24 protein-coding genes and 1 tRNA gene are annotated in these 25,247 nt (G+C 56.4%); 13 read left to right on the top strand and 12 right to left on the bottom strand.

What is annotated here, in order from left to right:
• Nucleotides 1–79 precede the first annotated feature (79 nt).
• The gene (gene glnA / locus ABDK75_RS00260; protein ID WP_046900948.1) at nucleotides 80–1,462 is read right to left on the bottom strand and encodes a type I glutamate--ammonia ligase; all 1,383 of its coding nucleotides are present in this window, start codon (nucleotides 1,460–1,462) and stop codon (nucleotides 80–82) included.
• Between the two features lie 529 nt (nucleotides 1,463–1,991).
• On the opposite strand from glnA, the gene ABDK75_RS00255 reads away from it, so the two are divergent.
• The 3 genes from ABDK75_RS00255 (at nucleotide 1,992) to ABDK75_RS00245 (ending at nucleotide 5,090) form a co-directional block, all read left to right on the top strand.
• On the top strand, nucleotides 1,992–3,155 hold the full coding sequence (locus ABDK75_RS00255) for an aminotransferase (protein WP_346004651.1): 1,164 nt from the start codon (nucleotides 1,992–1,994) through the stop codon (nucleotides 3,153–3,155).
• Between the two features lie 76 nt (nucleotides 3,156–3,231).
• A complete protein-coding gene (tldD, locus tag ABDK75_RS00250; protein WP_346004650.1) occupies nucleotides 3,232–4,695 on the top strand; it encodes a metalloprotease TldD in 1,464 nt (487 codons plus the stop codon).
• 182 nt (nucleotides 4,696–4,877) lie between these two features.
• Complete coding sequence (locus ABDK75_RS00245) at nucleotides 4,878–5,090, top strand: hypothetical protein (protein ID WP_346004649.1); 213 nt, start codon at nucleotides 4,878–4,880, stop codon at nucleotides 5,088–5,090.
• 3 nt (nucleotides 5,091–5,093) lie between these two features.
• Here the strand turns inward: ABDK75_RS00245 and ABDK75_RS00240 are convergent, their stop codons facing one another.
• Nucleotides 5,094–5,492, bottom strand: a complete 399-nt coding sequence (locus ABDK75_RS00240) for a YggT family protein (RefSeq protein ID WP_235271739.1) — start codon at nucleotides 5,490–5,492, stop codon at nucleotides 5,094–5,096.
• 50 nt (nucleotides 5,493–5,542) lie between these two features.
• Here ABDK75_RS00240 and ABDK75_RS00235 point away from each other — a divergent pair.
• A tRNA-Ala gene (locus ABDK75_RS00235) sits at nucleotides 5,543–5,618 on the top strand.
• A gap of 17 nt (nucleotides 5,619–5,635) precedes the next feature.
• Here the strand turns inward: ABDK75_RS00235 and ABDK75_RS00230 are convergent.
• The 8 genes from ABDK75_RS00230 to ABDK75_RS00195 form a co-directional block, all read right to left on the bottom strand.
• Nucleotides 5,636–7,288, bottom strand: coding sequence for a glycosyltransferase family 39 protein (locus ABDK75_RS00230; protein WP_346004648.1), 1,653 nt, complete (start codon nucleotides 7,286–7,288; stop codon nucleotides 5,636–5,638).
• A 76-nt stretch (nucleotides 7,289–7,364) separates the two neighbouring features.
• Nucleotides 7,365–8,117: a glycosyltransferase family 2 protein gene (locus ABDK75_RS00225; RefSeq protein ID WP_346004647.1), complete on the bottom strand. Its 753-nt coding sequence runs from the start codon at nucleotides 8,115–8,117 to the stop codon at nucleotides 7,365–7,367.
• A gap of 4 nt (nucleotides 8,118–8,121) precedes the next feature.
• Complete coding sequence (locus tag ABDK75_RS00220) at nucleotides 8,122–8,622, bottom strand: F0F1 ATP synthase subunit B (protein WP_346004646.1); 501 nt, start codon at nucleotides 8,620–8,622, stop codon at nucleotides 8,122–8,124.
• Nucleotides 8,623–8,632: 10 nt separating this feature from the next.
• Entirely contained in the window at nucleotides 8,633–9,193 is a 561-nt protein-coding gene (locus ABDK75_RS00215; protein WP_046900359.1) for an ATP synthase F0 subunit B', read from the bottom strand.
• A gap of 8 nt (nucleotides 9,194–9,201) precedes the next feature.
• Entirely contained in the window at nucleotides 9,202–9,426 is a 225-nt protein-coding gene (locus ABDK75_RS00210; RefSeq protein ID WP_007284348.1) for an ATP synthase subunit C family protein, read from the bottom strand.
• A 46-nt stretch (nucleotides 9,427–9,472) separates the two neighbouring features.
• Complete coding sequence (locus ABDK75_RS00205) at nucleotides 9,473–10,222, bottom strand: F0F1 ATP synthase subunit A (RefSeq protein WP_046900946.1); 750 nt, start codon at nucleotides 10,220–10,222, stop codon at nucleotides 9,473–9,475.
• Nucleotides 10,200–10,568 carry an AtpZ/AtpI family protein gene (locus ABDK75_RS00200; RefSeq protein ID WP_086634744.1) on the bottom strand — a complete coding sequence of 123 codons (369 nt, stop codon included), beginning with the start codon at nucleotides 10,566–10,568 and terminating at the stop codon, nucleotides 10,200–10,202. The genes ABDK75_RS00205 and ABDK75_RS00200 overlap by 23 nt, the downstream gene beginning before the upstream one ends.
• Nucleotides 10,569–10,713: 145 nt before the next feature.
• Nucleotides 10,714–12,228, bottom strand: coding sequence for a vitamin B12-dependent ribonucleotide reductase (locus tag ABDK75_RS00195; RefSeq protein WP_346004645.1), 1,515 nt, complete (start codon nucleotides 12,226–12,228; stop codon nucleotides 10,714–10,716).
• Between the two features lie 194 nt (nucleotides 12,229–12,422).
• Here ABDK75_RS00195 and mlaD point away from each other — a divergent pair, with 194 nt between their 5' ends.
• Genes mlaD through ABDK75_RS00165 form a run of 6 tightly spaced genes read left to right on the top strand, consistent with a single transcriptional unit; the run spans nucleotide 12,423 to nucleotide 16,461 of the window.
• Nucleotides 12,423–12,956 carry an outer membrane lipid asymmetry maintenance protein MlaD gene (gene mlaD, locus ABDK75_RS00190; protein WP_207204216.1) on the top strand — a complete coding sequence of 178 codons (534 nt, stop codon included), beginning with the start codon at nucleotides 12,423–12,425 and terminating at the stop codon, nucleotides 12,954–12,956.
• Nucleotides 12,953–13,174: a hypothetical protein gene (locus ABDK75_RS00185; protein WP_346004644.1), complete on the top strand. Its 222-nt coding sequence runs from the start codon at nucleotides 12,953–12,955 to the stop codon at nucleotides 13,172–13,174. Before mlaD ends, ABDK75_RS00185 begins: the two co-directional genes overlap by 4 nt.
• Nucleotides 13,175–13,176: 2 nt before the next feature.
• Nucleotides 13,177–13,851 (top strand): DUF2155 domain-containing protein, encoded by a 675-nt coding sequence (locus ABDK75_RS00180; RefSeq protein WP_346004643.1) that lies wholly within the window; start codon nucleotides 13,177–13,179, stop codon nucleotides 13,849–13,851.
• A gap of 50 nt (nucleotides 13,852–13,901) precedes the next feature.
• On the top strand, nucleotides 13,902–14,624 hold the full coding sequence (gene otsB / locus ABDK75_RS00175; RefSeq protein ID WP_346004642.1) for a trehalose-phosphatase: 723 nt from the start codon (nucleotides 13,902–13,904) through the stop codon (nucleotides 14,622–14,624).
• Nucleotides 14,612–15,949 (top strand): trehalose-6-phosphate synthase, encoded by a 1,338-nt coding sequence (locus tag ABDK75_RS00170; protein WP_346004641.1) that lies wholly within the window; start codon nucleotides 14,612–14,614, stop codon nucleotides 15,947–15,949. Before otsB ends, ABDK75_RS00170 begins: the two co-directional genes overlap by 13 nt.
• On the top strand, nucleotides 15,946–16,461 hold the full coding sequence (locus ABDK75_RS00165; RefSeq protein ID WP_099211199.1) for a disulfide bond formation protein B: 516 nt from the start codon (nucleotides 15,946–15,948) through the stop codon (nucleotides 16,459–16,461). Before ABDK75_RS00170 ends, ABDK75_RS00165 begins: the two co-directional genes overlap by 4 nt.
• Before the next feature lie 6 nt (nucleotides 16,462–16,467).
• On the opposite strand, the gene ABDK75_RS00160 is transcribed toward ABDK75_RS00165, so the two are convergent.
• Nucleotides 16,468–16,641: a DUF1328 domain-containing protein gene (locus ABDK75_RS00160; protein WP_046900350.1), complete on the bottom strand. Its 174-nt coding sequence runs from the start codon at nucleotides 16,639–16,641 to the stop codon at nucleotides 16,468–16,470.
• A 162-nt stretch (nucleotides 16,642–16,803) separates the two neighbouring features.
• Between ABDK75_RS00160 and ABDK75_RS00155 the strand changes: the two genes are divergently transcribed.
• Together ABDK75_RS00155 and ABDK75_RS00150 are read left to right on the top strand one after the other, a co-directional pair.
• On the top strand, nucleotides 16,804–18,822 hold the full coding sequence (locus ABDK75_RS00155; RefSeq protein ID WP_346004640.1) for an NAD(+) synthase: 2,019 nt from the start codon (nucleotides 16,804–16,806) through the stop codon (nucleotides 18,820–18,822).
• 91 nt (nucleotides 18,823–18,913) lie between these two features.
• A complete protein-coding gene (locus tag ABDK75_RS00150) occupies nucleotides 18,914–20,305 on the top strand; it encodes an NAD-dependent succinate-semialdehyde dehydrogenase (RefSeq protein WP_046900348.1) in 1,392 nt (463 codons plus the stop codon).
• A 101-nt stretch (nucleotides 20,306–20,406) separates the two neighbouring features.
• Here the strand turns inward: ABDK75_RS00150 and ABDK75_RS00145 are convergent, their stop codons facing one another.
• Nucleotides 20,407–22,686 carry a glycosyltransferase gene (locus ABDK75_RS00145; RefSeq protein WP_346004639.1) on the bottom strand — a complete coding sequence of 760 codons (2,280 nt, stop codon included), beginning with the start codon at nucleotides 22,684–22,686 and terminating at the stop codon, nucleotides 20,407–20,409.
• Nucleotides 22,687–23,806: 1,120 nt separating this feature from the next.
• Between ABDK75_RS00145 and ABDK75_RS00140 the strand changes: the two genes are divergently transcribed.
• On the top strand, nucleotides 23,807–25,180 hold the full coding sequence (locus tag ABDK75_RS00140) for a calcium-binding protein (RefSeq protein ID WP_211508013.1): 1,374 nt from the start codon (nucleotides 23,807–23,809) through the stop codon (nucleotides 25,178–25,180).
• Nucleotides 25,181–25,247: the final 67 nt, after the last annotated feature.

Raw genomic sequence — 25,247 nt, 5'->3', positions numbered from 1 at the left:
GTGCCGTAACAGGGAAAGCGGGTACGAAAAAGCCCGGCGCAAAGGCCGGGCTTCTCCGTTTTGCAGAAGTCTGCTCGGATTAGACCGAGTAGTACATCTCGAACTCGACCGGGTGGGGTGTGTGTTCGAACTTGTAGACTTCAGGCCACTTGATGTCGATGTAGCTCTCGATCTGATCCTTGGTGAAAACGCCGCCTTCGAGAAGGAATGCGTGATCTTCCTGGAGGGCTTCGAGGGCCTCACGGAGCGAACCGCAGACCGTCGGGATCTGAGCAAGCTCTTCCTTCGGCAGTTCGTACAGATCCTTGTCCATGGCGTCGCCAGGGTGGATCTTGTTGCGGATGCCATCAAGACCAGCCATCAGCATGGCTGCAAACGCCAGATATGGGTTCGCCATCGGGTCCGGGAAGCGGACTTCAACGCGCTTTGCCTTCGGGTTCGTGGCGTGCGGGATACGACACGAAGCTGAACGGTTGGCAGCGGAATAAGCCAGCAGCACGGGCGCTTCAAAGCCCGGGATCAGGCGCTTGTAGGAGTTGGTGGACGGGTTCGTGAACGCGTTCAGAGCCTTGGCGTGTTTGATGATGCCGCCAATGTAGAACAGTGCGTCTTCGGACAGGTCCGCATACTTGTCGCCAGCGAAGGTTGGCTTGCCGTCTTTCCAGATGGACTGGTGAACGTGCATGCCGGAACCGTTGTCGCCCGAGATCGGCTTCGGCATGAACGTGGCCGTTTTGCCGTAGGAGTGGGCGACGTTGTGCACGCAGTACTTGTAGATCTGCATGAAGTCAGCAGACTTCACGAGCGTGTCGAACTTCGTGCCAAGTTCGTGCTGGGACTGTGCAACTTCGTGATGGTGCTTCTCGATCGGAAGACCCATTTCGCCCATCGTGGAGAGCATTTCGGCGCGGAGGTCATGCTCGCTGTCCACTGGCGGGACCGGGAAGTAACCACCCTTGACGACAGGGCGATGGCCCATGTTGCCTTCCGGGTAGGCCTTCAGAGAGGCGCCTGGGCCTTCGATGCTGTCGAGCTGGTACGTGCCGAAGTTCGGACCAGTGCCGAACTGGACGTTGTCGAAGATGAAGAACTCAGCTTCCGGGCCGAAGAAAGCGGTATCGCCGAAGCCGGCTTCCTTCAGATAGGCTTCTGCAAGCTTGGCCGTGGAGCGGGGATCACGATTGTAGAAGTTGCCTGTCTTGGGATCAATAATGTCACAGAACAGGATCAACTGCGGCTTTGCGGAGAACGGGTCCATGACGGCCGTTTCTGGATCTGGCAGCAGAACCATGTCGGACTCGTTGATCGCTTTCCAGCCCTGGATGGACGAGCCATCGAACATGAAGCCTTCAACGAACGTGTCGTCTTCAATGGTGGAGACCGTCTGGGTCGTGTGGTGCCACTTGCCCTTGGGATCGGTGAAACGCAGATCGACGAACTCAGCCGCATGTTCCTGGATCATCTCGAAAACGCGGGCAACGGCCTCGGGCTTCGGTGCTGGTGGCTTGCCAGCTGCGGCGGTTGTCTTGGGGGAAGCAGCCTTGGCGGAAGCGCGGCGTGGAGCTGCAGCTTTCGGTTTGGCGGTGGAGGAAGTAGGGGCTTTTCTGGCCATCGATCTGTCGCCTTGCATCGTGTGAACGGCTTCAAAACGATTACGGGACAATTTCCCATCTGTCGAGTACGACATACACCTTCATTTCATCATCAATTGAAGAAAGAAAGTGTCTCAAAATGGCACTTGGCCTGATTGGACGCGTTTTTCTGGCCGATCAGGGATGGGGAAGCTCTGACTTGCCGGGGTGTTGTCCGATCGGGAAAATTTTATTGATCGGGAATTCCATAGTTACTGTGCGGGTACTGATTCCAAAAAGACGTTTGTTCAACTGAGATCGTGAGGTGAGGACCAAAGCGCAGGGAATGGCTTTTCAGGACGTGCGGGTCCTGCAATGGTGAAGTCTCCCTTCCGTTCCATGTCTTAAAAGCGCTGGTCCATGAAAACGCCCAATACCTATCTGTCCTCGCTGCCCACGACCGTTTTCACGATTATGTCTCAGCTTGCTGCCAGGTATGATGCAATCAATCTGGGGCAGGGCTTTCCGGACACTGAAGGCCCGGCGGATATTATCAACGTCGCGGCCGAGGCGCTGAAGGATAATAGAAACCAGTACGCGCCGCTAACGGGGTTGCCGGAGTTGCGGCAGGCTGTCGCTGAATCAAACCGGCGTTTTTATGGGCTTGAGATTGATCCGGCGACAGAAGTTGTTGTGACGTCTGGAGCAACGGAGGCTCTGGCAGCCTGCTTGATGGCTGTTGTGGAAGCTGGTGATGAAGTGGTTCTGATCGAACCTCTCTATGACACCTATCTTCCCATGCTCAAGATGATCGGCGCAGTTCCCAAGTGTGTCCGTCTTCAGCCGCCACACTGGAAGCTTCCCGAAGAAGAACTTCGTGCAGCCTTTGGCCGCAAAACAAAAGCCATGATTCTGAACTCTCCGATGAACCCTGCGGGCAAGGTCTTTTCACAGACTGAACTTGAGCTGATTGCAGGATTGGTGAAGGAACATGATGCATATGTGATCTGTGACGAAGTTTACGAACACCTGACGTTTCACGTGAAACACATTCCCCTCATGACGCTTCCTGACATGCGGGAGCGCTGCATGCGCATTGGGAGCGCAGGCAAGAGCTTCTCTCTGACGGGATGGAAAGTCGGGTATGTCACGGCTCCTTCGGCTCTGGCGTCTGTGGTTGCCAAGGCTCATCAGGTGCTGGTGTTTGCCACGGCTCCTAATCTTCAGCGCGCTGTGGCGCATGGTCTGAATAAAGACGACAGCTACTACAAAAGTTTGTCCTCTGACTTGGAATTGCGCCGAGACATTCTTGTGGAAGGATTGCATCGCCTCGGTTTTGAGACACTTCCCGCAGATGGAAGTTATTTTGTCGTGGCGGATACGTCACGTCATGCTCACGGGCGAACGGATGTGGAATTTGCCGAATGGCTGGTTGAGCATGCAGGCGTGGCAACAATTCCGGTCTCTGCCTTTTATGATCCGGAGGGCGCTGAACCGCCACGCAACATGATCCGCTTTGCATTCTGCAAGAAGCCGGAAATTCTTCACGAAGCCCTGCGTCGCCTCGAAAAAGCACTCACCTGAAGGCGGCCTCTTTCAATTCGCGTGCTATGACCCATTTCTAGTTCTTCACCATCCTCTCAGCCAGGAGATTACCCCGATGTCCATTGCCGCAGATGCGCTGGGAGCCCTTGCCACAACTGATGCCCTGTTTTTTGACCGCCCCGGTTCCCGATTGACGCGGGAGGGTGCCGAAGCACTGGTTGCACAGGGATTGGCAGGGGTAGATGATGGAGAACTGTTTCTCGAATACCGCGAAAATGAGGGGATCTCGCTGGATGACGGGACAATCCGATCAGCGAGTTTCACAACCTCTTCAGGTTTTGGTCTGCGCGCAGTCCTGGGAACGGAAACGGCTTTCGCCCATTCTGATGAAATGAGCGAAGACGCTTTGGCACGTGCGGTTAGCACAGTCGGTGCCGTGCGACAGGGACGAAGTGGCGTGATGGCGCCGGGCCCGCGATCAACCAATCAGCGTCTCTATTCTGATTCCCGACCGCTGGAGGGAACTGACTTTGCAGCGCGTGCGGCCGTTCTAGGCGAAATAGATGCCTATGCCCGTGGTGTGGATACCCGCGTCGTTCAGGTCAGTGCCAGTATGAGTTCCGAGTGGCAGGCCGTGCAGATCATGCGGCGTTCGGATGCTGGAGATCGCGTTGCGGATCTTCGTCCGCTGGTCCGTCTGAATGTATCGGTCGTGGTTGAAAAGGACGGTCGTCGCGAGAGTGGCAGTCATGGACAGGGGGGACGGTATGAACTGGACCGTCTTCTGGATGGCGCAACATGGAAAGCAGCAGTTGATGAAGCTCTGAGGCAGGCTCTGCTGAACCTCGATGCAGCGCCGGCACCTGCAGGAGAAATGGATGTGGTGCTTGGACCAGGATGGCCAGGTATTCTGCTCCATGAAGCTGTTGGCCATGGGCTGGAAGGGGACTTCAATCGGAAAGGAACATCCTCCTTCACCGGTATGGTTGGGAAGCGTGTGGCTGCTCCTGGGGTGACGGTTATTGATGATGGCACCCTGCCGGAGCGTCGAGGATCTTTGAGCATCGACGATGAAGGAACGCCAACAGGACGGACTGTTCTGATCGAAGACGGCATTCTGACGGGCTATTTGCAGGATCGCCTGAATGCCCGTCTGATGGGGGTGTCTTCCACGGGAAATGGGCGTCGGGAATCTTACGCTCATGCTCCTATGCCACGTATGACGAATACGGTGATGCTTGAAGGAACAGCAACGACCGACGAGATGATCCGCTCTACAAAGCGTGGACTGTATGCCGTCAATTTTGGCGGTGGTCAGGTTGATATTACGTCCGGGAAGTTCGTTTTCGCGGCGTCTGAAGCTTATCTGATTGAAGATGGAAAAGTGACGCGCCCGGTGAAGGGTGCAACGCTCATTGGAAACGGTGCAGATGCCATGAACCAGATTTCGATGATCGGATCAGATGTGGCGCTTGATCCAGGAATTGGAACATGCGGCAAAGCTGGTCAGGGCGTTCCTGTCGGAGTGGGGCAACCGACGCTGAAATTGTCTGGCCTGACGGTAGGTGGCACAGCCTGACGGGGTAAAACTCTCCGGCTTCCCGGCTCTTAAAGTAGCCGTAACTCATTTCCGGATATTGCAGCTGGCAGCATCGTGCCTATTTAAAAGGCATAAGATGTTTTGAGCTGTGATGTCCGGTTTTTTTGTTTTTGCCGTGGTTATTGCAGCTCAGGAGTTCACGTTGTGAAAGGAGCTCCACCATGGGGCATAATTACGCCAAGCCACTGACCAGTCAGGTCCGGATGGAGCGTGTGGTAAGCCGCTTGCCTGAAGACTGGTCTGTTCGTATTGAACGTGAGCCGGGAAAAGGGTGGCGCGCCTGGATGCAACCGCCGACGCACTCAGGCCAGTGGAGTGAGCCGCACAATGACTTGGCTGATGCGCTGGAGGAAGTGTGGCGCGCAGTCCGGTAAGTCTTAGAAAGCCGGGTGGTAAATCAGCATGGCGAATACACGGTTGACCAAGGGATAGACCAGAAACTGGATTGCCAGCAGCAGGACCATCGGCGCGAAGTCCATGCCGCCTGTGCTGGGAAGGATATTCCGAATAGGGGCCAGAATCGGTTCGACGACGCGCGCGAGGGTGTTGAAGAGCGAGTAGAAAAACCGGTTACGAATATCCAGCACGCCAAAGCCCAGCAGCATGGACAGAATACAGTAAGCCAGAAGAGCCCATACGAATGCCTGAATGATCATCAGGATAATGGCGTGCAGGGCAAGCATGCTGAAAACCTCGTCGGAAAACGCGGAAGACCGGGTAAGCGGCCAGCCAGGAACAGGTTTTGTATCTGCCTCGGCGAGACAGGACAACCTCATCCGGATTGCTTGACAGAAACCGGGCCGATGGGAACTATCAAAAGTGCCATGGGGCTGTAGCTCAGTTGGGAGAGCGCCTCGTTCGCAATGAGGAGGTCAGGGGTTCGATTCCCCTCAGCTCCACCATGGCAATTTCCAGAAATTTAGTCTGGGGCGAACATGCCCAGGTCAAGATGATGACCGTTTGAGTAGTTCAGGCCTTGGATACGGCCATATTCTACGATGCTGAGGTTGGTTCGGTTCAATGCATCCCGAAAGGTCTTTTCATCCTTTCGGTCTACCAGAGCGAGGGTGCAACGAGGATTCTGCTGGAGATAAGCTGCCGCGGCTTCTCGGCCAATCAACTGCGTGTGTTCGCCCACTAGGAAGACCAGGCTTGGCTCGGAATAGGATGTCGAGACGAGCACAGTTTGAGCGCATGGCTTCACGTCTTCAAAGAGTGCAGCCACTCGGGGAGCCAGGCGAATGGTTTGCAGATTGGGGATTACAGCCAGGAAGAGGCCGGCTTGTGCAATGACAGCGGCACCCATCGCGCAAAAAGCTGCCTGCTGCCGATGATTGCGGATTAAAAGAAGAATTGCTCCTCCCATGAGAGGGAGTGCTCCGCAGAGCGCCAGGCATTCGCGGATCGAAAGCATATGCTGCATTTTATACAGCACGACCGTGCCAGCGAAACAGAAGGCCAAGCCAACTGCGGCCCATATTACGCCGTAGAATCCGAGAGCGATTTTGCTCCATTTGGAAAGAGCTGGACGACCCCAAATCGTTAGAGCCGCGGCAGTCAGGATTGCAATGGCCGGATATGTGGGGAGCACATAATGCGGAAGCTTCGTGGCGATTAGTTCAAAGACCAGCCAGTGCGGGATAATCCAGCTCAGCAAAAACCGGACCTGAGGCAGTTTGCGATTTTTCCAGACTGAAGGAATTGCCAAAGCAGCAAAAAAAGATCCAGGCCAGAATGCCAGCGCAAAAACAATAAGATGGAACCCTGGTGGTAGGCCGTGAGCTTCCTGGCCATGTGCCACTTTCCCCAGAAAGTTACGGCCAATGGCGCGTGAAAAGAAATCCCCATGACTGACAACATCAATCGCGACACACCACGGAACAACTACGGCAAGCATGAGCAGCCAACCCCAGCGCGGACGCAGTCTGGACCACCATTCTCGATCACGTTCGACAGCCCATAAGGCCAGTGGGGTACAAAAGCCTGGAATGAGAACAACAGGGCCCTTGAGCATTAGGCCGACGCCCAACGCCAGCCAGTAACCGCACGCAACCCAAACAGATGTCGGACTGTTCTTCTGACGATCGAGAAATGCCTTCAGAAGCATTGCTTCAAAGCACAGGATATCCAGGAGTAGGACTGTATCGATTGTCGCCATATGGCTTTCGGCAACAAAGAGCGTCGAAACCATCAGGAGGCCTGCAGCCATCAGACCGGTGACGGCTCCGAAGAGTGCGCTTCCCATCCAGGCTGTCAGAGGGATGATAAGGGCGGCGGCTATGAGGCTTGGAATGCGATAGGGCCAGGTTTTGCGAAGGACGTCTGAGCCAAAGAGTTTTTCCGCAATTTTTGCAGAAGAGGCTTCAAGCCAGTAGATGCCAGCCGGCTGCAAATAGCGTGGCTTGTCCTGAAAGCGGACGTCTACGAAATTTCCGGATGTGAGCATCTGCTCTGACGCTTCCATATAACGTGGCTCGTCACGATCCAGCGGGGGCAATGTCATGCGTCCCGGCAAGGCAAGCAGAAAGGTCACTAGCCCGAGGAGGGCATAATGCCGGAATGTCAGTTTCATGCAGAGGCTCCGTTCCGGTCCATCAGAGAATGGTGGCCGGAAAGTGTCTGAAAGGCCATCCTCGTTAAAGGATGGATCAGTGTTCGGTCAGACGATCGGGCAGGTGGGTTCGGTTTTGCAGCCACATGACACCCAGAAGATCACGGATGCCGACAAGAGCCCGATTGAAATTGGTGTATTTTGATGAGCCGTGCAGACGAGCACGGTGCTGAACTTCATGGCAGATCAGCGGGGCGCCATAGTGTCCAAGGAGGGCCGGTAGAAAGCGGTGTACACCCTCAAACTGCGGAATACGCAGAAACATCTCACGAGAGAAAAGTTTGAGGGGCGCTCCGGTGTCCGGGCAACCATCATTCAGAAGGCGACGGCGCAAGCCGTTGGCCAGCTTTGTCGCAATGCGCCGGGAGAGACGGTCATTCCTTTTTCGACGGACCCCGACCACCAGCGGCGGCTTGGAATTGGCTGAACGCGCCAGTTCAAGCATCCGGATGATGGAAGAAGGATCGTCCTGACCATCGCCATCAATGGTCGCCATCCATTCGCCATGAGCGGCGGTTGCTCCCGTTCTCAGAGCAGCAGATTTGCCAAGGCGCCGTGGGTGGCTAAGAATTCTGAGATTTGGAAGATACTGACGTCGTGCTTCAAGCAGCTTCTCGACAGTGGCATCTGTACTGCCATCGTCGATGGCGAGAATTTCAGTATTTTCCGGGAAGCCATCAAGAACTCCGGCGAGTTCCTGACAGACAGGTAGAATATTGTCCGCCTCATTCAGGACTGCCATGACAATGGAAAGTGTCATAGGAGTCTGGGACGGGCGGACGGATGTCATAAACTCAGGCCGCAGAACGGCGCAGCGCTTCAGGAAGGCTCTGAATGCTCTGCTCAATCAGCTGAGCAGCAACGTCCGGGCTTTCGGAAAGACGGGAGGCTACAACATCGCGAGCTGCCGAGATGGCAATGGCTGTTGCGCGCTCTTGAACTTCACGGATTGCAGCGCGCTCTGCGGCTTCAATCCGGTCGTGCGCCATCTTCTCGTAACGGCCGGCTGCTGCTTCTGCTTCGTGACGGGCGCGTTCTGCCAGAGCAGCAGCTTCCGTCTCTGAGCGGGCAATCATGGCCTGCGTTTCTGCCAGCGTCTTCTCACGCTCGCGGGTCGCATCTTCGAGCATCTGCTCTGCCTCACGGCGGAGACGGGCTGCCTCGTCCAGATCTCGGCGAACGCCTTCTGCACGGGCATCAAGATGGCTCGTGATGACGGCCCAGAGCTTGCGACCAAAGATCACGAAGAAGAGGACAAATGCCAGGGCAGTCCAGAAACGGGGTTCTTGGAACATCGTCGTCTCCTTAGGCGCTGACGCGTTTCACGGCGCTGGCGACAGTCTGTTCATCCTGTTCCCCGATCAGACGGGAGACCAGGTTCTGAGCGGTACCAGTAGCAATCGCGGGGAGGCTGGAAAGAGCCTGCTCGCGGGACTGGGCAATCCGGGCTTCGGCGTTTGCGACTTCAGCTTCGAGACGCTTTGCGGTTTCCCGTGCATGCGTTTCAGCGCTGAGGCGAGCCTCGTTCTGGATGCGCTCTACATTGGCCCGAGCCTGTGCGGCCGCTTCATGGCGGGTGCTCAGGAGTTCGGCGCTTGCGCGGTCGGACTCGGCTTTCGCACGGCGGGCAATATCGAGGTCGTTCTGGATGCGGGTGCGTCGGTTCGACAGCACCCGCTCGATCCGCGGCAGAGCGGAACGGCTAAGGACGACATAGAAGCCGGCAAAAATGACGGCTCCCCAGGCGACCTGTCCGATCAGCAGCGGATCATGGACGTTCAGCTGCGGCATGCCCGCAGCCACAGCTCGGCCCGGCACAGCCGCCAGCGGAGCAGCGAACAGGAAAAGACGTGGCGTGCGGTGCATGTTCGACCTCAGGCGAACAGGATCAGGAAGGCGATCAGCAGCGCGAACAGAGCAACGGCTTCCGTCAGCGCGAAGCCGAGCATGCCGAGGCCGAAAACGTGCGGGCGGGAAGCCGGGTTGCGAGCGATGGAACTCACGAGCGTCGAGAAAATGTTGCCGAGGCCGATGCCGACGCCTGCGAGGGCGATTACTGCAATACCGGCGCCGATGTCACGAGCGGCTTGAACGTCCATGGTCAGGTTCCTTTAGGGTCGATACAGGGGTTGTGCAAAACCGCGCTCAGTGAGCGACGGCCTCGCGCAGATAGATGCAGGTGAGAATGGCGAAAACGTATGCCTGAAGCACACCCACCAGCAATTCCAGAGCCGTCAGCGCAATGTTGATCGCGATCGGGGCAACGGCCAGGATATGGCCGAAGAAGCCCAGACCGGCGAGCATGATTGTGAAGCCGGCAAACACCTCGAGCAGAACGTGACCGGCCACCATATTGGCGAACAGACGGATCGACAGGCTGACGGGGCGAGAAAGAAAAGAAAGGATCTCGATCGGCACGAGCAGCGGCGACAGCCACACAGGGGCGCCAGCTGGCATGAAGTGCTTGAAGAAACCCAGACCCTGAAAGCGCAGGGAAGCCAGGATCGAGATCACGAACACCGTTACGGCCAGCGCAAGTGTCACTGCGATATGGCTTGTATAGGTGAAGGAGAAGGGAAGCAGGCCGAGGTAGTTGCCGGCGAGAATAAAGAAGAACAGAGCGAACACGAACGGGAAGAAAGCAGCGCCTTCTTCACCCATCGTGCCGATGGCAAGGTCATGAATGAAGTCGTAACCAATTTCGGCTGCGGCCTGAAGACGGCCAGGAACGACGGAGGCTGGGCGCATTCCGATAAAGAGGAATGCGAGCACCAGCACAACGGCGATCAGCATGAACAGTGGAGACTGTGAGAACCGCAGAGCTTCGCCCAGAGATCCGAGAACCGGATGGAGCTCGAACTGTCCGAGCGCGTCAATCGTCGATCCGGCTGCCACGCTGGCTTCTCCCGTCATCTTTCAGCTCGGGCACCATGCCCGGCCCATTCAAAACCCGCCAGACATTCATCATGCCGGCACCAAAACCTAGCAGGGCAAAAATCAGAAGGAAAAGAACTCTGTAACCCAGCCAGCGGTCAAGAGCGTAGCCTAATGCCACACCAACCGCCAGACCGGCTACCAGCTCCGTTCCGACCCGGATCGCAACACCGAAAGATGCGATAGAACCCGCATCTCCATCGGAGGACTTCGTGGAAAACTCTTCCGCGTGGGGATCAAGCTTTTTGCTTGCGCGCTTCAGGCGCACATCAAAGCTGTCATCCTCGTCGGAAGGGGCGTGTCCCACGCTGTCTGATCCCTTACCCTGTGCGCATCCTGTCCACCGGGCACAATGACCGGATTCCTTCTCAGCGCAGGCGCTAGCTACCGACGTGTCCGCAGGCTGTCAATGTATTCCAGCAGCGCAGACGTCGGAAGACGCCATATTTTCATCAACTCACCAGTCTGAGGCGTCGACCGCGGGGTGTATCGCCCGACGAATGATCGAACGGCAACATAGGAGATGTATCTTCTGCGTTGGGTTCGATCTGTGGTGCGTCTGGCATGTGTTGCCCGAGATAAGCCTCCGAAAGTGTTCGGAAGGCGTAATCGAGCATCGACGATGCATAGGCCGCGCCCGGATCACCTTCGACCGTGCCCGCAGGCCCGAAGCGGGTATAAGCGAATCGTTCGACAAAAGCGTCCAGCGGGGCACCAAACTGAAGCCCGATGCTGACGGCCTGCCCGAGACAATCCATTAAACCCCGTGCCATTGGCGTTTCTCGGGTCGGGATGATGCTGACTTCACCCAGAGTGCCGTCTTCAAACTCGCTCGTGCGCATGAAAAGACTGTGACCGCCGACAGCAGTGCGCTGAGTGAAGCCGGTTTGACGCATTGGAAGCTGACGGCGAGCACCCCGTTCCAGTTTGACACGCAGATTCGCCAGTTCGGGTTCTGGCAACTCCGGAAGAAAATCGACGGAGCGTTCCATGGCCTTATGCATGGCGGCATGGGCTTCCGGCCTTGTCGGAGGAAGGGGAGCTTCACCAGCAAGAGCCATGGCAAGGGCGGATTCGGGCGTCAGGCCTCTGTAAGCCAGTCTGGCAAGGGTCGAGGCGCGGAGGTGTCCGTCGCTACGCAAGGGCGAAAAGACCGGCGCCAACCCGCAGGATTCAACACCTAGAAGTGCATCGACAGGCCCGGGTCCGGAAAATCCCGTTTCCACAGGGGAAAGGTGCTGGCCTTCCATGGCCGCGCAGGCCTCTGCCGCGAGAGCACGTAGCCCCGGTAGAGATGCGCAGGCGGGAATGGTCGGGAGCGAGAGATTTGTGCCTGCATGCGCGATGCTTGTGGCTAGTGCGGCAATGGCTCTGGCGGCTTCTCGTCCTGCATCACTGTCATAGTCGAGCCCCATGGATGCGAGGCAAGCATCCAGGTCCGTTAGCAGGATAATGCCTGCGGGTTCTTCTGACGGATCAGCAGGCACATCAAAGAGCGGCAGTTCGCCTGTGCGCTCCACGCGTGTTGTAGCGTGAAGTCGACGCAGGGAATCGCAGGCCAGCTTCAGGCAGGCTACGAAATGCTCTGGTGCGAAACCGTCCTCCTGAACAAAGCCAGACAGTCGCACAACAAAACCTGGAATTTCGTCAGGGTGACGTTCCCACAGGGCAATGTTGGGGGCGAGCTGACGCATCAGCAGAAGATAAGACAGGCTCCGGGCAGGAGAGGGGGCATTGGCTGGCGTTCCGGGGAGAGGCGGACACGCATCAATTGTGTCAACCCAACGCGCCGCTTCCGTCGAAAGGCGGATGGGGCCACCATTTTGCGTGATCTGGGCCAGCGCCTGCGCGGCATCATCCTCCCAGGCGGCCGGAAGGGTGACGGAGCGCGTGGCGCTGTCGTCCGGATCGGTGGTGACCCGAAGCGTTCTCATGCGAACGCCGGTCCAATGAAGACGGGCTGTCATGCTACGAATCTACGCTGCGTTCCGGTGGCCCGGAAGCGGGAAAACGTGCCTTTTGGCCGGGTTAATGGGTGGGAACATGGGGATATGGGGGATAACATTTTCCCAGGTTGATAATCTCTGTTTCCAAAGGGAGGGTTGGACTGCGGCGATGGAGTCCGCTAGTGCAGGAAAATGATTTTTTCGAAGGTGATGTCATGAGCGCAGCCACGGGAACAGCGCCTGCCGCAGCTCGCCACGATCGGCTTGAGCTTCTGGCTGGGTTTCTGGTGCTGGTCTTTCTGGTCGGGATGCTGGTTCTGGCGATGCTGGGTCATCATCGTCATGATGATGGTGGCTACCAGGTTCATGCGTCTTTCAGCCAGATTGATGGTCTGAATGTCGGATCAGATGTGCGTCTGGCTGGAATTACCGTCGGCCATGTGATGTCTGAGGTCGTGGATCCGAAGACTTTTCAGGCGCAGGTGACGTTCACACTGTCGCCGGACGTGAAGCTGCCAACGGATTCTGCCGCTATTGTCACGTCTGACAGTCTGTTGGGCGGAAAGTACATTGCGCTGTCACCGGGTGGCGCTGACGCTCTTATCAAGGCTGGCGGGGCGCTGACGGAGACGCAGGGATCTATCAGTCTTGAGCAGCTTCTGAGCAAATTCATCTTTTCGGTCACGGATACGCTTCAGAAGGCTCAAAAGCCCCAGAAGCCTGCTGGTGGCCTGTCAGACGAGCCGTGAGTTCCGAGGATTTTCCCTGGCTGGATCGTGATGGGCAGCCAGTGGCTTGCGTCGAGAAAGTGCGCGTGCTGAGAGAAAATGATGCCGAATTGCGTCAGACCCTGCAGGATGCGTTTGAGGACGGTATTCTGATGGGTGTTTCCTCAGATGCCATGCGCCAGTCCTTCATCGCCATACTTGCCGATCTCGTGGACCCGAAATCCCAAGGAAACGCCTGATCATGACCAATCGGTTCCTGTTTGCCGGTGCGGCGCTTCTGGCTCTGTCTGTAACGTCATCGGCGTTTGCTGCTGTAGGGGTTGCTCCCCCGGCGATGTACCCCGCTAATACCTGGCAGGGACGGACACAGGCTGTCATTCGTGTTCTGGATCGGCTGGATGCCCATATTGAGACGCTGACGATTCCAGTGGGTGCAAATGCCTCCTACCGAACGCTTTCGGTTGCTGTTGAGGCGTGTGTCAGTCGTCCGGAAACATTGCCGGCTGACTCTGGTGCGTTGCTGCACCTGCGTGATTCGGGAGATTCGGCTCGACCACCCTTCGACGGATGGATGTTGCAGAATGAGCCATCTCTCGGGACTTATGGTAGCTCGCTTTATGATGTGCGTGTTGTGGCGTGCACGGGAGATCGTGTTGCGCCGGACGCTGGACCGCTGCCCGTCATAAAAGCGCCTCAACTGGCCGGTACGACAGCAACGGAAGATGAAGGGGGGACCGATCAGTCCGGCTCTTCATCATCATCTGAAGGAGGAGCGGTTCCGCTGGCGCCAGACAGCCACGCACCGATTCCTCTCGCGCCACCTTCTGGTGGTGCACAGTCTCTTGTGCCTCCCGCCCCACCGGCATCAGCCGGACCGTCCTTGCTTCCTCCCGCAGCCGATCCCGGCCTGGAATAAGGAGTGGGCGGAGCGGGGGTACCCCTGAAACTGGAAAGAGAAGCCTACTCATGATCCAGATTCCTTTTCCGCCTTCAAAAGCTGCAATCCTGCTGGATTTCGACGGAACACTGGTCGATATCGCTCCTACTCCTGAAAGTGTGGTTGTCCCCCCGGGACTGGCAGACGATCTCCTCCGCCTGAAAGATATGCTCGGCGGAGCGCTGGCTATTGTGACTGGCCGACCGATCGCCCAGATCGACCATTTTTTGCCCGGCATTCCTCATGCTGTAGCGGGGGAGCATGGAGTAGCCGTGCGGAACTCACCTGAAAAAGACATCACCCATCCTGCTCTCCCCTCTGTGCCAGCTGACTGGCTGCAGAAGGCGGAAGATATTGTCTCTTTGCATCCCGGTGCGAGCGTGGAACGCAAGAAGGCTGGAATGGTCCTGCACTATCGTCAGGCGCCGGAGGCTGAAACGGCATTTCGGGCGTTGACGGAGCAATGGGCACCGGAAGCTGGGGGTTTCCGTTTGCAGGACGCTCACATGGCTATCGAGCTTCGTCCGTTGGGCGTGGACAAGGGGGGAGCCGTGCGGGAGTTGATGTCTGAAAATCCTTTTCGCGGTCGCTTGCCACTCTTTGTCGGGGATGACGTTACAGACATGGACGGAGTGAGGGCTGCGCGCCAGATGGGTGGTGCTGGCTGGCTCATTCCGGATGATTTTCCTGATGCAGTCACGTTCCGCCGGTGGCTGCACGATTTATCGGAGGGGCATGGATGGGGCGCCTGATAGTTGTTTCCAATCGTACACCAGCGCCCGGAGAACGGACGCAGCCTGCGGGTGGTCTGACTGTTGGGTTGTATGATGCTGTTCAGACACGGGACAGCCTCTGGTTCGGCTGGTCCGGGGAACAGTGCGAAGACGCACTGGACCGGCCTGTTATGGAGGACCGTGCTGGGAATGTGACGTATGCCACATTTGATATGACGCCCCGGCAATATGACAGGTTCTATCTGAACTTTTCCAATGGCGTTCTCTGGCCGTTATGCCACTACAGAACGCAGCTGATCCGTTACACGCGTGAAGATTGCGAGGCTTACTACGAAGCCAATGCCGTCTTTGCCGATCGTCTGGTTCCTCTTCTGAAAGAGGACGATACGATCTGGATTCATGATTATCATCTGTTCCCGCTGGCTGAGATGCTTCGGGACAGAGGGGTCAAGGGCCGGATTGGCTTTTTCCTGCATATTCCTTTTCCACCCTGGAGTGTGGCCCGTCTCCTGCCGCAATTGCAGCGCCTTCTGAAAGGGCTTGCAGGTTGTGACCGAATTGGCGTGCAGACACCGGAAGATGCCCAGAACCTTCGGGGATGTTTCGCGGAGTATGGCCTCAAGGCAGAAGTAGAGGCAGTTCCGATCGGGATTGACCCGATCCGTTTCAGGCAGCAGGCCATTGAAAGTGCATCCACGGAAGACGTGGAGCAGATTGTGGACAGTCTGGTTGGAAAGCGCCTGATTATTGGTGTGGATCGGCTGGATTATTCCAAAGGTCTGCCTGAGCGGATGCGGGGGTATGAAATGCTCCTGAAAAACTATCCGGAATATCGCGGCAAGGTGACGTTCTTACAGATCACGCCTGTCTCCCGGACGGGTGTGGAAAGCTATCGTCTTCTAAAGGAAGAGCTTGATGGCCTGGTGGGAACGATCAACGGGGCATATGGCACGCCGGACTGGGTGCCGATCCGTTATACGACCTGGTCAATTTCCCGGAATGTTCTGGCGGGGCTCTATCGGGTGTCCGATGTCGGCTACATCACCCCGTTGCGCGATGGCATGAATTTGGTGGCCAAAGAGTTTATCGCGGCTCAGGATTCCAAGGATCCGGGCGTGTTGGTTCTGTCGCGGTTCGCTGGTGCAGCACCTGAGATGCCAGAGGCGCTTCAGGTCAATCCGCTGGATGCTGAAGGGATGGCCGATGCACTTCATGCGGCACTCACCATGGACGTGCAGACCCGTCATGAGGCATGGTCCGCACTTTACGGCGAAGTCTCTCGCAACACAGCGGGAAGCTGGGCCAAGCAGTTTCTAGATAGCCTGGAGGCCTCTCGCACATGACACTGACCGGAACGAAGCAGCCCGATATGACCAGAATACTGGGAGGGCTGTTCGTTCTGGCCGGGGTTTTGGCGCTCGGGACGGCATGGTTTGCGGAGCACCGGCTTCTGCTGGCGCCGTGTGAACTGTGTCTGTGGGAGCGGAGGCCTTGGCGCGTTCTGATCGGGATTGGCGCTCTGACGTTGCTTTTGCCGCGACGTTACGCACGATATCCCGTCTTTGCGGGTCTGCTGTGCCTGGCGGTCAGTATCGGGTTGGCAGTTCTGCACGCTGGCGTTGAACACAAGTTCTGGCCAAGTCCCGCTCCCGAGTGCCGTGCGCCGGTTTTTCATGGCGGTAGCTTCAAGGACTGGATGGCAGCGATGCCGGCCCGGCCGAACAAGCCCTGTGATTCGCCCGATTATCTATTCGGCCTTCCGATTTCCATGACGGAAATGGGCGGTTTGTATGCTGTAGTCGTATTTGTAGTGGCCAGCCTCGGAAGCGTGCGCATGCTGCGCTCCCGAGGCTGAAACCTGTCAGAGTCTCGGGCGACCGCGACCGAAGATCAGGCTGATGATCAGCAGTACGAGGAAGATGAAGAACAGGATCTTGCCGATATAGGCGAAATCTGCCGAAATCCCACCGAACCCAAGCACGGCGGCGCACAGGGCAAGAATGAGGAAGACAACCGTCCAGCGAAGCAGATCCATTGGTAAGTCTCCTGGGTCATAATGTTCCTCCGGTTGGAGAAACGGGGTGAGCAAGCCAGAACGGCACAGAGCCTCTCCGGTTCAATTTCGTAATGGCTGTATCGCTGAACATATTGAAACGTGGCGCCCGCTTCTGCGTCGCCTGGGTCTGAGAGAGGCACCATGACCAGATTCCGCTCACTTTATCATCAGGGTTTTGCCCGGATTGCAGCCTGTACGCTTCCCGTTTCGCTGGCTGAACCGTACGCGAATGCGGAAAGGGTTCTTGAGGTCCTGAAGGAATGCGACCGCCAGCGTGTTGCTACGGTTGTTTTTCCGGAACTGGGACTGACCGGCTACACGCTTGATGATTTGCGGTTCCAGGATGTGGTGCTGGATGGTGCCCGAACTGCCCTTGAGTGGCTCGCCAGGCAGACGGCTGACCTGATGAGTGTTGCTGTTGTCGGGCTGCCGCTTTGCCGGGGGGAGCTGCTCTATAATTGTGCAGCAGTCATTCATCGTGGGCGTATTCTGGGTGTGGTTCCCAAATCCTATCTTCCACGATACCGGGAATTCTATGAGCCCAGACAGTTCACATCTGGCTTGGGAACGTCCGGACTGGTGCGGATTGGAAGCGCTGAGGTTCCGTTTGGCGCGGACCTTCTGTTTGAAGCACATGATCTGTCGGGTCTAACGCTGGGCGTCGAGATCTGTGAGGATTTGTGGGTGGCCAACCCTCCGAGCGGAATGCTGGCTCAGGCGGGGGCGAGTGTTGTTCTCAATCCTTCTGCGTCGCCAGTTACAATTGGCCGTACAGATGACCGTTCTCTGCTGTGCCAGGCGCAATCCATGCGGACTTTGACAGCGTATGCTTATGCAGCGGCTGGGGAAGGGGAATCCACCACTGATCTGGCATGGGATGGTCAGGTTTCCATTCACGAGAATGGCCGTCTTCTCGCGCAGTCAGATCGCTTTCCTCAGGGAGAGCGGCTGGTGGTGGCGGATGTTGATCTTGATCTTCTCCGGCAGGAGCGCTTGCGGACGGGTCAGTTTGGTGTCGGGCGTGACCGTTTCAGAACCATTGGCTTCGCCTTGTCTGCCCCACTGGAAGACCTTGGGTTAAAGCGCGACGTTGCAAGATTCCCTTTTGTTCCCTCTGATCCGAAGACGTTGGCTCGGGATTGCTACGAAGCTTGGACCATTCAGGTGAGCGCGCTGCGTCAGCGGTTGCAGGCGAGTGGTGCCCAGCGTGCTGTCATTGGTGTTTCCGGAGGACTTGATAGTACGCTGGCGCTGCTGGTCGCTGTCAGAGCTGCTGATGAGCTTGGCTGGCCCCGAACGCATGTCCTTGCCTACACGATGCCCGGATTTGCCACCGGGAGTGAAAGCCGTGGGTTTGCGCATGCGCTCATGTCAGCGCTGGGTGTAGAAACCAATGAGCTCGATATTCGGCCTGCGGCCGAGACGATGCTGGCGGGCATTGGTCATCCTTATGCAGAGGGCAAGCCGGTTCATGACATTACCTTCGAGAATGTGCAGGCAGGACTGAGAACGGACTTTCTCTTCCGTCTGGCCAATCATCGAAACGGCATTGTCATCGGGACGGGTGACCTTTCCGAGTTGGCGCTGGGGTGGTGCACCTATGGCGTCGGGGATCAGATGTCTCACTACAATGTGAACGCTGGAATGCCGAAGACGCTGATCCAGCATGTCATTCGCTGGTTGGTCCGGGAAGGTGGACTGGAAGGTGGTGCACCAGACGTTCTGGAGAAGATCGTCAATGCTGAAATCTCCCCTGAGCTTGTTCCGGATGTAGGGCAGGGAATTCAGAGTACGGAGCAGATGATTGGCCCGTATGCCTTGCAGGATTTCACGCTTTTCTATGTGCTCAGGTATGGATTTCGCCCGTCACGTATCGCCTTTTTGGCTGAAAAGGCATGGGGACGTGTTACAACAGGTTCGTGGCCGATGCATTTCCCTGAAGACCGGCGAAAATCCTATGATCTGGAAGAAATCTGTCACTGGTTAAGGATTTTTATCCACAGGTTTTTTGCCACCAGTCAGTTCAAGCGCTCTGCCATGCCAAATGGGCCAAAAATCGTTGCTGGCGGCTCTCTTTCTCCGCGCGGAGACTGGAGGGCACCGTCCGATGGTAACGCACGAGCATGGCTGGAAGAGCTTAAACAGAACACGGCTATGTGAACTTTCAAACTTTTGAGGGGTTGGGGGTTCCGTACCATGGCTTTCATGCCAATATGCAGGGTACCATTTTATTCAACGGAGATTTTCCGTCATGGCTTACGCTACGACCAATCCATATACGGGTGAAACGCTTAAAACCTTCCCGGAAGCAACTGACCAGGAAGTTCAGCAGGCGATCACCGACGCGTATGAGGCATTTAAGAGCTGGCGCGACGTTTCCTTTGCAGACCGCGCCAAGGTTATGGCTGCTGCAGGCGCAATCCTTCGCCGTGACATCGATAAATATGCGAAGCTTCTCACCCTTGAGATGGGCAAGCTTTATGAAGAAGCAAAGCTGGAGACCATTCTCTCCGCTGAGATCTTTGAATATTACGCCAAGAACGCAGAAGAGCTTCTGAAGCCGGAAAAGCTTCCGGTTGCTGATCCGAAAGAAGGCGAAGCCATCCTGATCCATCAGCCGCAGGGTATTGTCTTTGCGATTGAGCCTTGGAATTTCCCGTATTATCAGATCGCTCGTATCATCGCGCCGCAGCTCTCTGCCGGTAATACGGTTCTGCTGAAGCATGCATCCAATGTGCCGCAGTGTGCTGCTATCTTCGATGATCTGATGATCGAGGCTGGCCTGCCAAAGGGCGCATTCCACAACCTTTATGCTGCCCGTCATCATACGGCCGTGATCCTGAATGATCCGCGCGTCTGTGGTGTGGCGCTGACCGGCTCTGAAGGTGCGGGCGCCATTGTTGCCAGCACGGCTGGTCAGGCGCTCAAGAAGGCAACGATGGAACTCGGCGGTGCCGATGCATTCGTCGTGCTTGAAGATGCCGATGTTGAAAAGGCTGCCAAGTGGGCTGCTTTCGGGCGTCATTGGAATGCCGGCCAGGTCTGCGTGTCTTCCAAGCGCCTGATCGTTGTAGACGCGATCTACGACAAGTTCCTTGAGATCTATAAGGCTGAGGTTCTCAAGTTCAAGGCGGGTGATCCGATGGATCCGGCTACGACGCTTGCGCCGCTGTCTTCACAGAAGGCTGCTGATGATCTGAAGGCTCAGGTTGAAGAAGCCAAGAAGCATGGCGCTGTTGTTGAAGTGATCGGCGCACCGGTTCCAGAGAAGGGCGCGTTCTTCCAACCGCTTCTGATGACGAACCTGCATGGCGACAACGAAGCCCGTCACTGGGAATTCTTTGGCCCTGTCACGCAGCTTTATCGTGTGAAGGATGAGGCTGAGGCAATTCGCGTTGCCAATGACTCGCCGTTTGGTCTGGGCGGTTCCGTCTTTACCAAGGATACGGCGCGTGGCGTGAAGGTTGCCGAGAAGATCCACACGGGCATGGTCTATGTGAACCATCCGACGATGGTGAAGGCTGATCTGCCGTTCGGTGGTGTGGCTCGTTCCGGTTATGGCCGCGAACTGATTGGTCTGGGCATCAAGGAGTTTGTGAATCACAAGCTGATTGATGTCGTGGATATCGACGCACCGTTCTGATTATGAGTTGGCTGGATCTTGCGATCCGGCCTTTTCATGAAAAACCCCGGACAGGAAACTGTCCGGGGTTTTTTTCGTCTGAGAGATGTATCTCGGAGAGGTTAGACTCTCTGATGGGCCTTCTCTGCTGTCAGATTGATCCAGGGGTGTCTGTCCTGCACATATGCGACGACGCGCGCTTTATGGGCAGCACGCTCTGTCGATGCGTTGGTCATGGAACTGCTGTGTTGCCTGTAATCTGCCAGAACGGCTGGAACCTGCCGTCCTGGTAGTCCGAGTTCAGCAAAAGTGCACCAGAGATCATAGTCTTCCCAGCCCATTGCTTCACGTGAAACATAGTAGCCGCCGGCTGCTGCCCACGCCCATTTGGCGACCATGGCCATGGCATCAATGCGATTGCCTGAAACCAGTGTCAGGGGATTGGAGGGTAGATCCCCCAGTAGAACGGGTGCGCCGGGCGGTGTCGTCGGATCAGGGGTCTTCTTCGTAACGATTGGCCCGTTTTCGTCGAAGCACTGGATCAGTGGATAGGCGTAGGCGATGCCAAATGTCATGGCAGCCAGCAGGGTTTCACAGGCATCCGGACGCAGGATGTTGTCCGCGTCCAGTTGCAGGGTGTGGGGGGTTTCTGCTGCGTCCATGCCGATGTTTCGTGCGCCACCCAGCCCCGCATTGCGGATGGACCGCCTGAAGATCAGGCGGTTGAAGCGACTGGTGTGTCGTTCCATCCAGATCCTGATGAGGTCAAGAGATTCATCCGTTGACCCATCGTCCACCACGATAAGGTCCAGAATGGGAAGTGTCTGGGCTGCGACGGAGTCCAGAGCATCCAGAACGTGATTGGCGTAATTGTAGGATGTCACAATGACGGTGACCTCCGCTTCCCCCAGAATATCATGGTGGAAGAGGGTCTCACTTCCCGGAATGACCGGGAGCGCCGGGGACTTCAGGCGGCTCCGGGCGAGAAGGGTCTCTGCGGCTTGAGCTGCTTCCACATCACCATTGAGAGAAGAGAGTGCCAGTGACATGCGCCGGGCCTGAGCTTCCGGGCTGAAGGGCCAGAGAACGTCATGGTAGGCGTTGCGCGCCAGCGTGCGGCGTAGATCGGGGTTGTCGACCAGTTTCAGAAGGGCACGGGTCCAGTCTTCGGGCGTTTCAGCGAGCAGGCCGGTTTCGTGATCTCTTACAATGCGCCGGAAGGGGCCTGTTGGGGAAACGATCGAGGCATTCCCGGCCAGAGAAGCTTCAAGGAATTTGATTTCGCTTTTGGCTTCGCAGAAGACGTTTCCAACTTCCAGCGGAGCAATGGAAATATCGAATCTGGCGAACTCTTCTCCAAGTTCGGACAGCGGGACCATGTCTCGCCATTCGATCTGGTTTTCCACGGCTTTAAGTGCGGGAAACTCTTCCATCAGGAGAACGGGTCGATGATTGTCCTTCTCTCTGAATAGAACCAGCCGTGCATTGGGGTGGGTCTTCAGCACATGTGTCAAAGCGGGATAGGCAATTGCAAAGTCACGCTGGTGGGTTCGCGAGCCTGTGGCGTATCCAATGCGGATCAGGCCGTCTTCGGACGTCGCACGGCCAGGTTCTCCGCGGAGGCGATAGCCGAGACGCGATCGACGCAGTGTTTCATGATCATAGACATTCGGGAGAAGGTGAACGACGGGTCGTAGCTCATGCATCGCAAGGGCCAGCTCGCGTGTCGTGGTCGATCCCTGATCACAGCGGACAAGAGTTCGGCGCATGTCTGCAAAGCAACGCTCGATACGTTCTTCTGTCGCCCCGACAGAGCGGATGCCATCTATGAAGTCGACGCGGGCGTAATGTGGAACGAAGACAATATCATCAGCGTCAAAAATGGTTTTGACGCCTTCCTGCTGGGCGAGATCAAGGATGGTGCTGACATGCCCGCTGTATTCTACGCGCCAGAAGATCAGGACGTCGGCCCAGCGGATATCCTCGTAGCCTACTGCGGCGCACGGCTGGATGCGCGCTTCATATCCGGCATTTTGGGCAGCTTCAGCGTTCCGGGCGCATCGATAAGCCACACCCGGAGTGTTGGGTTCTCCTGCGATGAAAAGAACGCGCTGTATGCCATCGGGTGAAGACCCGTGAGTGTCGGGGCTGTCGGTGGTCTCGCTCGGGACAGAAGCGGCACTGGACGAAAGATCTTCCTTGTTCGACTGAGGCTGCAGTTCTGGAAGCGTTGGAATATAGGGAATGAACGGCTTTCGAAATGATCGTAGGACTCGGCGCCACAGAGGGGCAGGTTGCGAGAGGAAGGCTTCCAGAGACTCCAGACCAGCACGATTTTCCGTGTAGTGATGTTCAAGCTCTGCCCGCTTCTGGCTCTCTTCCATCATTTTTGTGCGGAACACGTCACGTTCCTGACGGATGGGGTCAAGAATGTGCGTTAGGGATGTGACCTTCTCGTTCCGACTGCGAAGATCTCTTGAAAGAGATCGGCTTTCAATCCGAAGAGTATGGACCGTGCGCTCGGCTTGCTCGGCGGCTTTTCTATATCGCTGAAGCTCTGTGTTAGCCCGACGCATGGTCAGGTCATGGGCAAGGAGTTGGCGAACCCTGTGACGGAAGCTGCGAGAAGTGTCTGACTGACCCCTAAGGAGTTCTATAAGGGGGTGAGTTCCTGCTGGGCAGAGCGAAATATAATCCGAAAGGCGTATTTCTTCTGAATGTGGCCGGGAGTTTTTTCCAACCAGAACCACTGGAATGCTGGAGACTGTATTCTGTTTTTCATGTGCCTGCCGACAGAGGATTAGCCCTGCGTCAGTGTTCTGGAAGACGCTAGTGAATCTTGTTTCCGGAAGATTGCCTTCAAGCTCCAGATGGGTCCTGAGCTGGGAGCCAAGCTCATCGTCAAGAGTTGCAGAAAGCAGGATCGTGGCTGCTTGCTGAGATTTATCCTGCAAGCCGTTCACCAGCCACGTAATTGTTCTGACGGCGTGGTCACCCCAATCTTCTTGCTGGCAGAAGATTGCCTCGGTTGTTGGCCTCTGGGTAAGCAAAATGGCTAAGTCAGCCAGATACTGATCCTGCAGAGCGGGGGAGAGGGAGGTTGGGAATATGTTTGTCACAGGTGCAATTTACAGATTCGTATAGGATTATGGTGTGAAGAGCATCTTAAGGCATTGTAGAGACACAATCCCTCCTTCTGTTTGTTTTTTGTGAAGTATTTTAATTTTTTATTGATTGCCTGCTGTAAAGTTTAACCTGTCATTGCAACTCTTCGTAAAATGCTCCCTTCTGTGATGGGGCATTCCTGCCCCTGCCTGTCTGTGTCTTTTTAAGCACAGTTGGGTATTGCACTGTGAGTGGACCTTTATATTGCTCCGATGTTGGGGTGGTTCTTGTGTAGGTGCGTCAGATCCTTATTGCTTTTGGTGATGAGGCTTTGATATATGCAAGACTCGTCACTCGATCATTTGGGTGGTCTGAGGGCCGCCAGTGCGAGGCAACCTTTTTTAGGAGTGCATGGTAATGGCAATCACTACCGTGGTTGGCGCCTCCGGCCAGACCCTTGCGGTCACGGTCGACGGTGCGCAGGCCCACGCTCTGGCCAGTCAATATTCGTCAGCTATCGCTGGTATCAGCGGTCTGGTGAACTACGATCTGGTGCCAGGCAGTAACAGTAGCCCAAGTAATGCAAGCGTTTCTCATGGCGCTATTACTCAAGGTGGAAGCTATAGCATCATCGGTGATGTAGCTTACATTTCGGCTGGTTCATACAATCCGGCAGGTTCGGCTAATCCTACAGATACGCTCAATGGATCTGTTTCGATTGACCTTACGGGCAATACAGCGTCGAATATCCAGTTGCTGACTGGTAGCTGGGCGGGCGTTTCGGTTCAGGCTGGAAACCAGAACGGCGTGTTTGTCGGTGGCGTTGGCAACAACACCTTCGCAGGCACAGGCAAGACTGGTAACTGGAACATCGCTACCGGTTCCGGGAACGACACAATTCATGGCACCGATGGCAACAACACCATCGATGGCGGAACAGGCAACAACCTGATCACCCTGGGTTCAGGTACGAACGTTGTTCGTTCCGAGGGCCAGGACACGATCGATGGTTCCGCTGGCACCGACACTGTTACCCTGCTGGGTGGCAGCTCGGTCGTAACTCTTGGCGCCAACGCCACGGTTTACGACACGACGTACGCAAACACCGTATCGGTTGGTAGCAACGGCTTCATCACGGGTGGTAGCTCCAGCACGTACTTCGCGACTGGAACGACTGCTACGGTCGCTGGTGGTCTGAACGATACCATTTCTGCTGCAGGTGACTTCCAGCAGATCCGTGGTACGGGCAACAGCATCAGTGTCGATGGTTCCCTGTCCTTCCTGAACGGTACGGGCAACACCACCATCACGGCTGGCAATGCTACCATGTTCGGTGCATCCGGCCTGAACGCTCAGTTCGATGGTGTGTCCGGTTACAGCCTGTTCGTAGGTAACGATGGTGACGAAGCAATTTCTGCTGCGTCTTCCCACGGTGTCCTGCAGGCTTTCGCAGGTACCGGCAACACGACCGTCATTGGCGGAACCGGTGCCGATACGCTGGTTGGTGGAACGGGCAATGCTACCCTTGAGGGTGGTTCCGGCTCTGCTAACCTGTTTGCTCTGAACAAGGGTGCTGCTGGTGGCAACTACACCATCAGTGACTTTGGCAGCGCAGCTGGTAACCTGATGGCTCTGTACCAGTACGGCCTTCAGAACAACGGTGGACTTGAGAACGTTCTGTCCAATGCAACTGTTGCCGGTGGCAACACGACCATTGCACTCTCCGACGGTTCCAAGATCACGTTCCTCGGCGTTACAGATCTGAAGGCTTCCAGCTTCAATCTGAGCTAATCTACCCTGTTTGCTGGCTTGCCAGCATTCATGAAGAAAGCTGGGTTCGAAAGAACCCAGCTTTTTT

The organism is Gluconobacter sp. OJA (assembly GCF_039638325.1).
Lineage (GTDB): Bacteria > Pseudomonadota > Alphaproteobacteria > Acetobacterales > Acetobacteraceae > Gluconobacter > Gluconobacter cerinus.
This window is presented reverse-complemented; position numbering and strand designations above follow the sequence as displayed.

Bases quoted from the DNA above. Each gene is read 5' to 3' on its own strand.
- glnA (WP_046900948.1), bottom strand. From the start codon at position 1,462: ATGATCCAGGAACATGCGGCTGAGTTCGTCGATCTGCGTTTCACCGAT.
- ABDK75_RS00255 (WP_346004651.1), top strand. From the start codon at position 1,992: ATGAAAACGCCCAATACCTATCTGTCCTCGCTGCCCACGACCGTTTTC.
- tldD (WP_346004650.1), top strand. From the start codon at position 3,232: ATGTCCATTGCCGCAGATGCGCTGGGAGCCCTTGCCACAACTGATGCC.
- ABDK75_RS00245 (WP_346004649.1), top strand. From the start codon at position 4,878: ATGGGGCATAATTACGCCAAGCCACTGACCAGTCAGGTCCGGATGGAG.
- ABDK75_RS00240 (WP_235271739.1), bottom strand. From the start codon at position 5,492: ATGAGGTTGTCCTGTCTCGCCGAGGCAGATACAAAACCTGTTCCTGGC.
- ABDK75_RS00230 (WP_346004648.1), bottom strand. From the start codon at position 7,288: ATGAAACTGACATTCCGGCATTATGCCCTCCTCGGGCTAGTGACCTTT.
- ABDK75_RS00225 (WP_346004647.1), bottom strand. From the start codon at position 8,117: ATGACATCCGTCCGCCCGTCCCAGACTCCTATGACACTTTCCATTGTC.
- ABDK75_RS00220 (WP_346004646.1), bottom strand. From the start codon at position 8,622: ATGTTCCAAGAACCCCGTTTCTGGACTGCCCTGGCATTTGTCCTCTTC.
- ABDK75_RS00215 (WP_046900359.1), bottom strand. From the start codon at position 9,193: ATGCACCGCACGCCACGTCTTTTCCTGTTCGCTGCTCCGCTGGCGGCT.
- ABDK75_RS00210 (WP_007284348.1), bottom strand. From the start codon at position 9,426: ATGGACGTTCAAGCCGCTCGTGACATCGGCGCCGGTATTGCAGTAATC.
- ABDK75_RS00195 (WP_346004645.1), bottom strand. From the start codon at position 12,228: ATGACAGCCCGTCTTCATTGGACCGGCGTTCGCATGAGAACGCTTCGG.
- mlaD (WP_207204216.1), top strand. From the start codon at position 12,423: ATGAGCGCAGCCACGGGAACAGCGCCTGCCGCAGCTCGCCACGATCGG.
- ABDK75_RS00180 (WP_346004643.1), top strand. From the start codon at position 13,177: ATGACCAATCGGTTCCTGTTTGCCGGTGCGGCGCTTCTGGCTCTGTCT.
- otsB (WP_346004642.1), top strand. From the start codon at position 13,902: ATGATCCAGATTCCTTTTCCGCCTTCAAAAGCTGCAATCCTGCTGGAT.
- ABDK75_RS00170 (WP_346004641.1), top strand. From the start codon at position 14,612: ATGGGGCGCCTGATAGTTGTTTCCAATCGTACACCAGCGCCCGGAGAA.
- ABDK75_RS00165 (WP_099211199.1), top strand. From the start codon at position 15,946: ATGACACTGACCGGAACGAAGCAGCCCGATATGACCAGAATACTGGGA.
- ABDK75_RS00160 (WP_046900350.1), bottom strand. From the start codon at position 16,641: ATGGATCTGCTTCGCTGGACGGTTGTCTTCCTCATTCTTGCCCTGTGC.
- ABDK75_RS00155 (WP_346004640.1), top strand. From the start codon at position 16,804: ATGACCAGATTCCGCTCACTTTATCATCAGGGTTTTGCCCGGATTGCA.
- ABDK75_RS00150 (WP_046900348.1), top strand. From the start codon at position 18,914: ATGGCTTACGCTACGACCAATCCATATACGGGTGAAACGCTTAAAACC.
- ABDK75_RS00140 (WP_211508013.1), top strand. From the start codon at position 23,807: ATGGCAATCACTACCGTGGTTGGCGCCTCCGGCCAGACCCTTGCGGTC.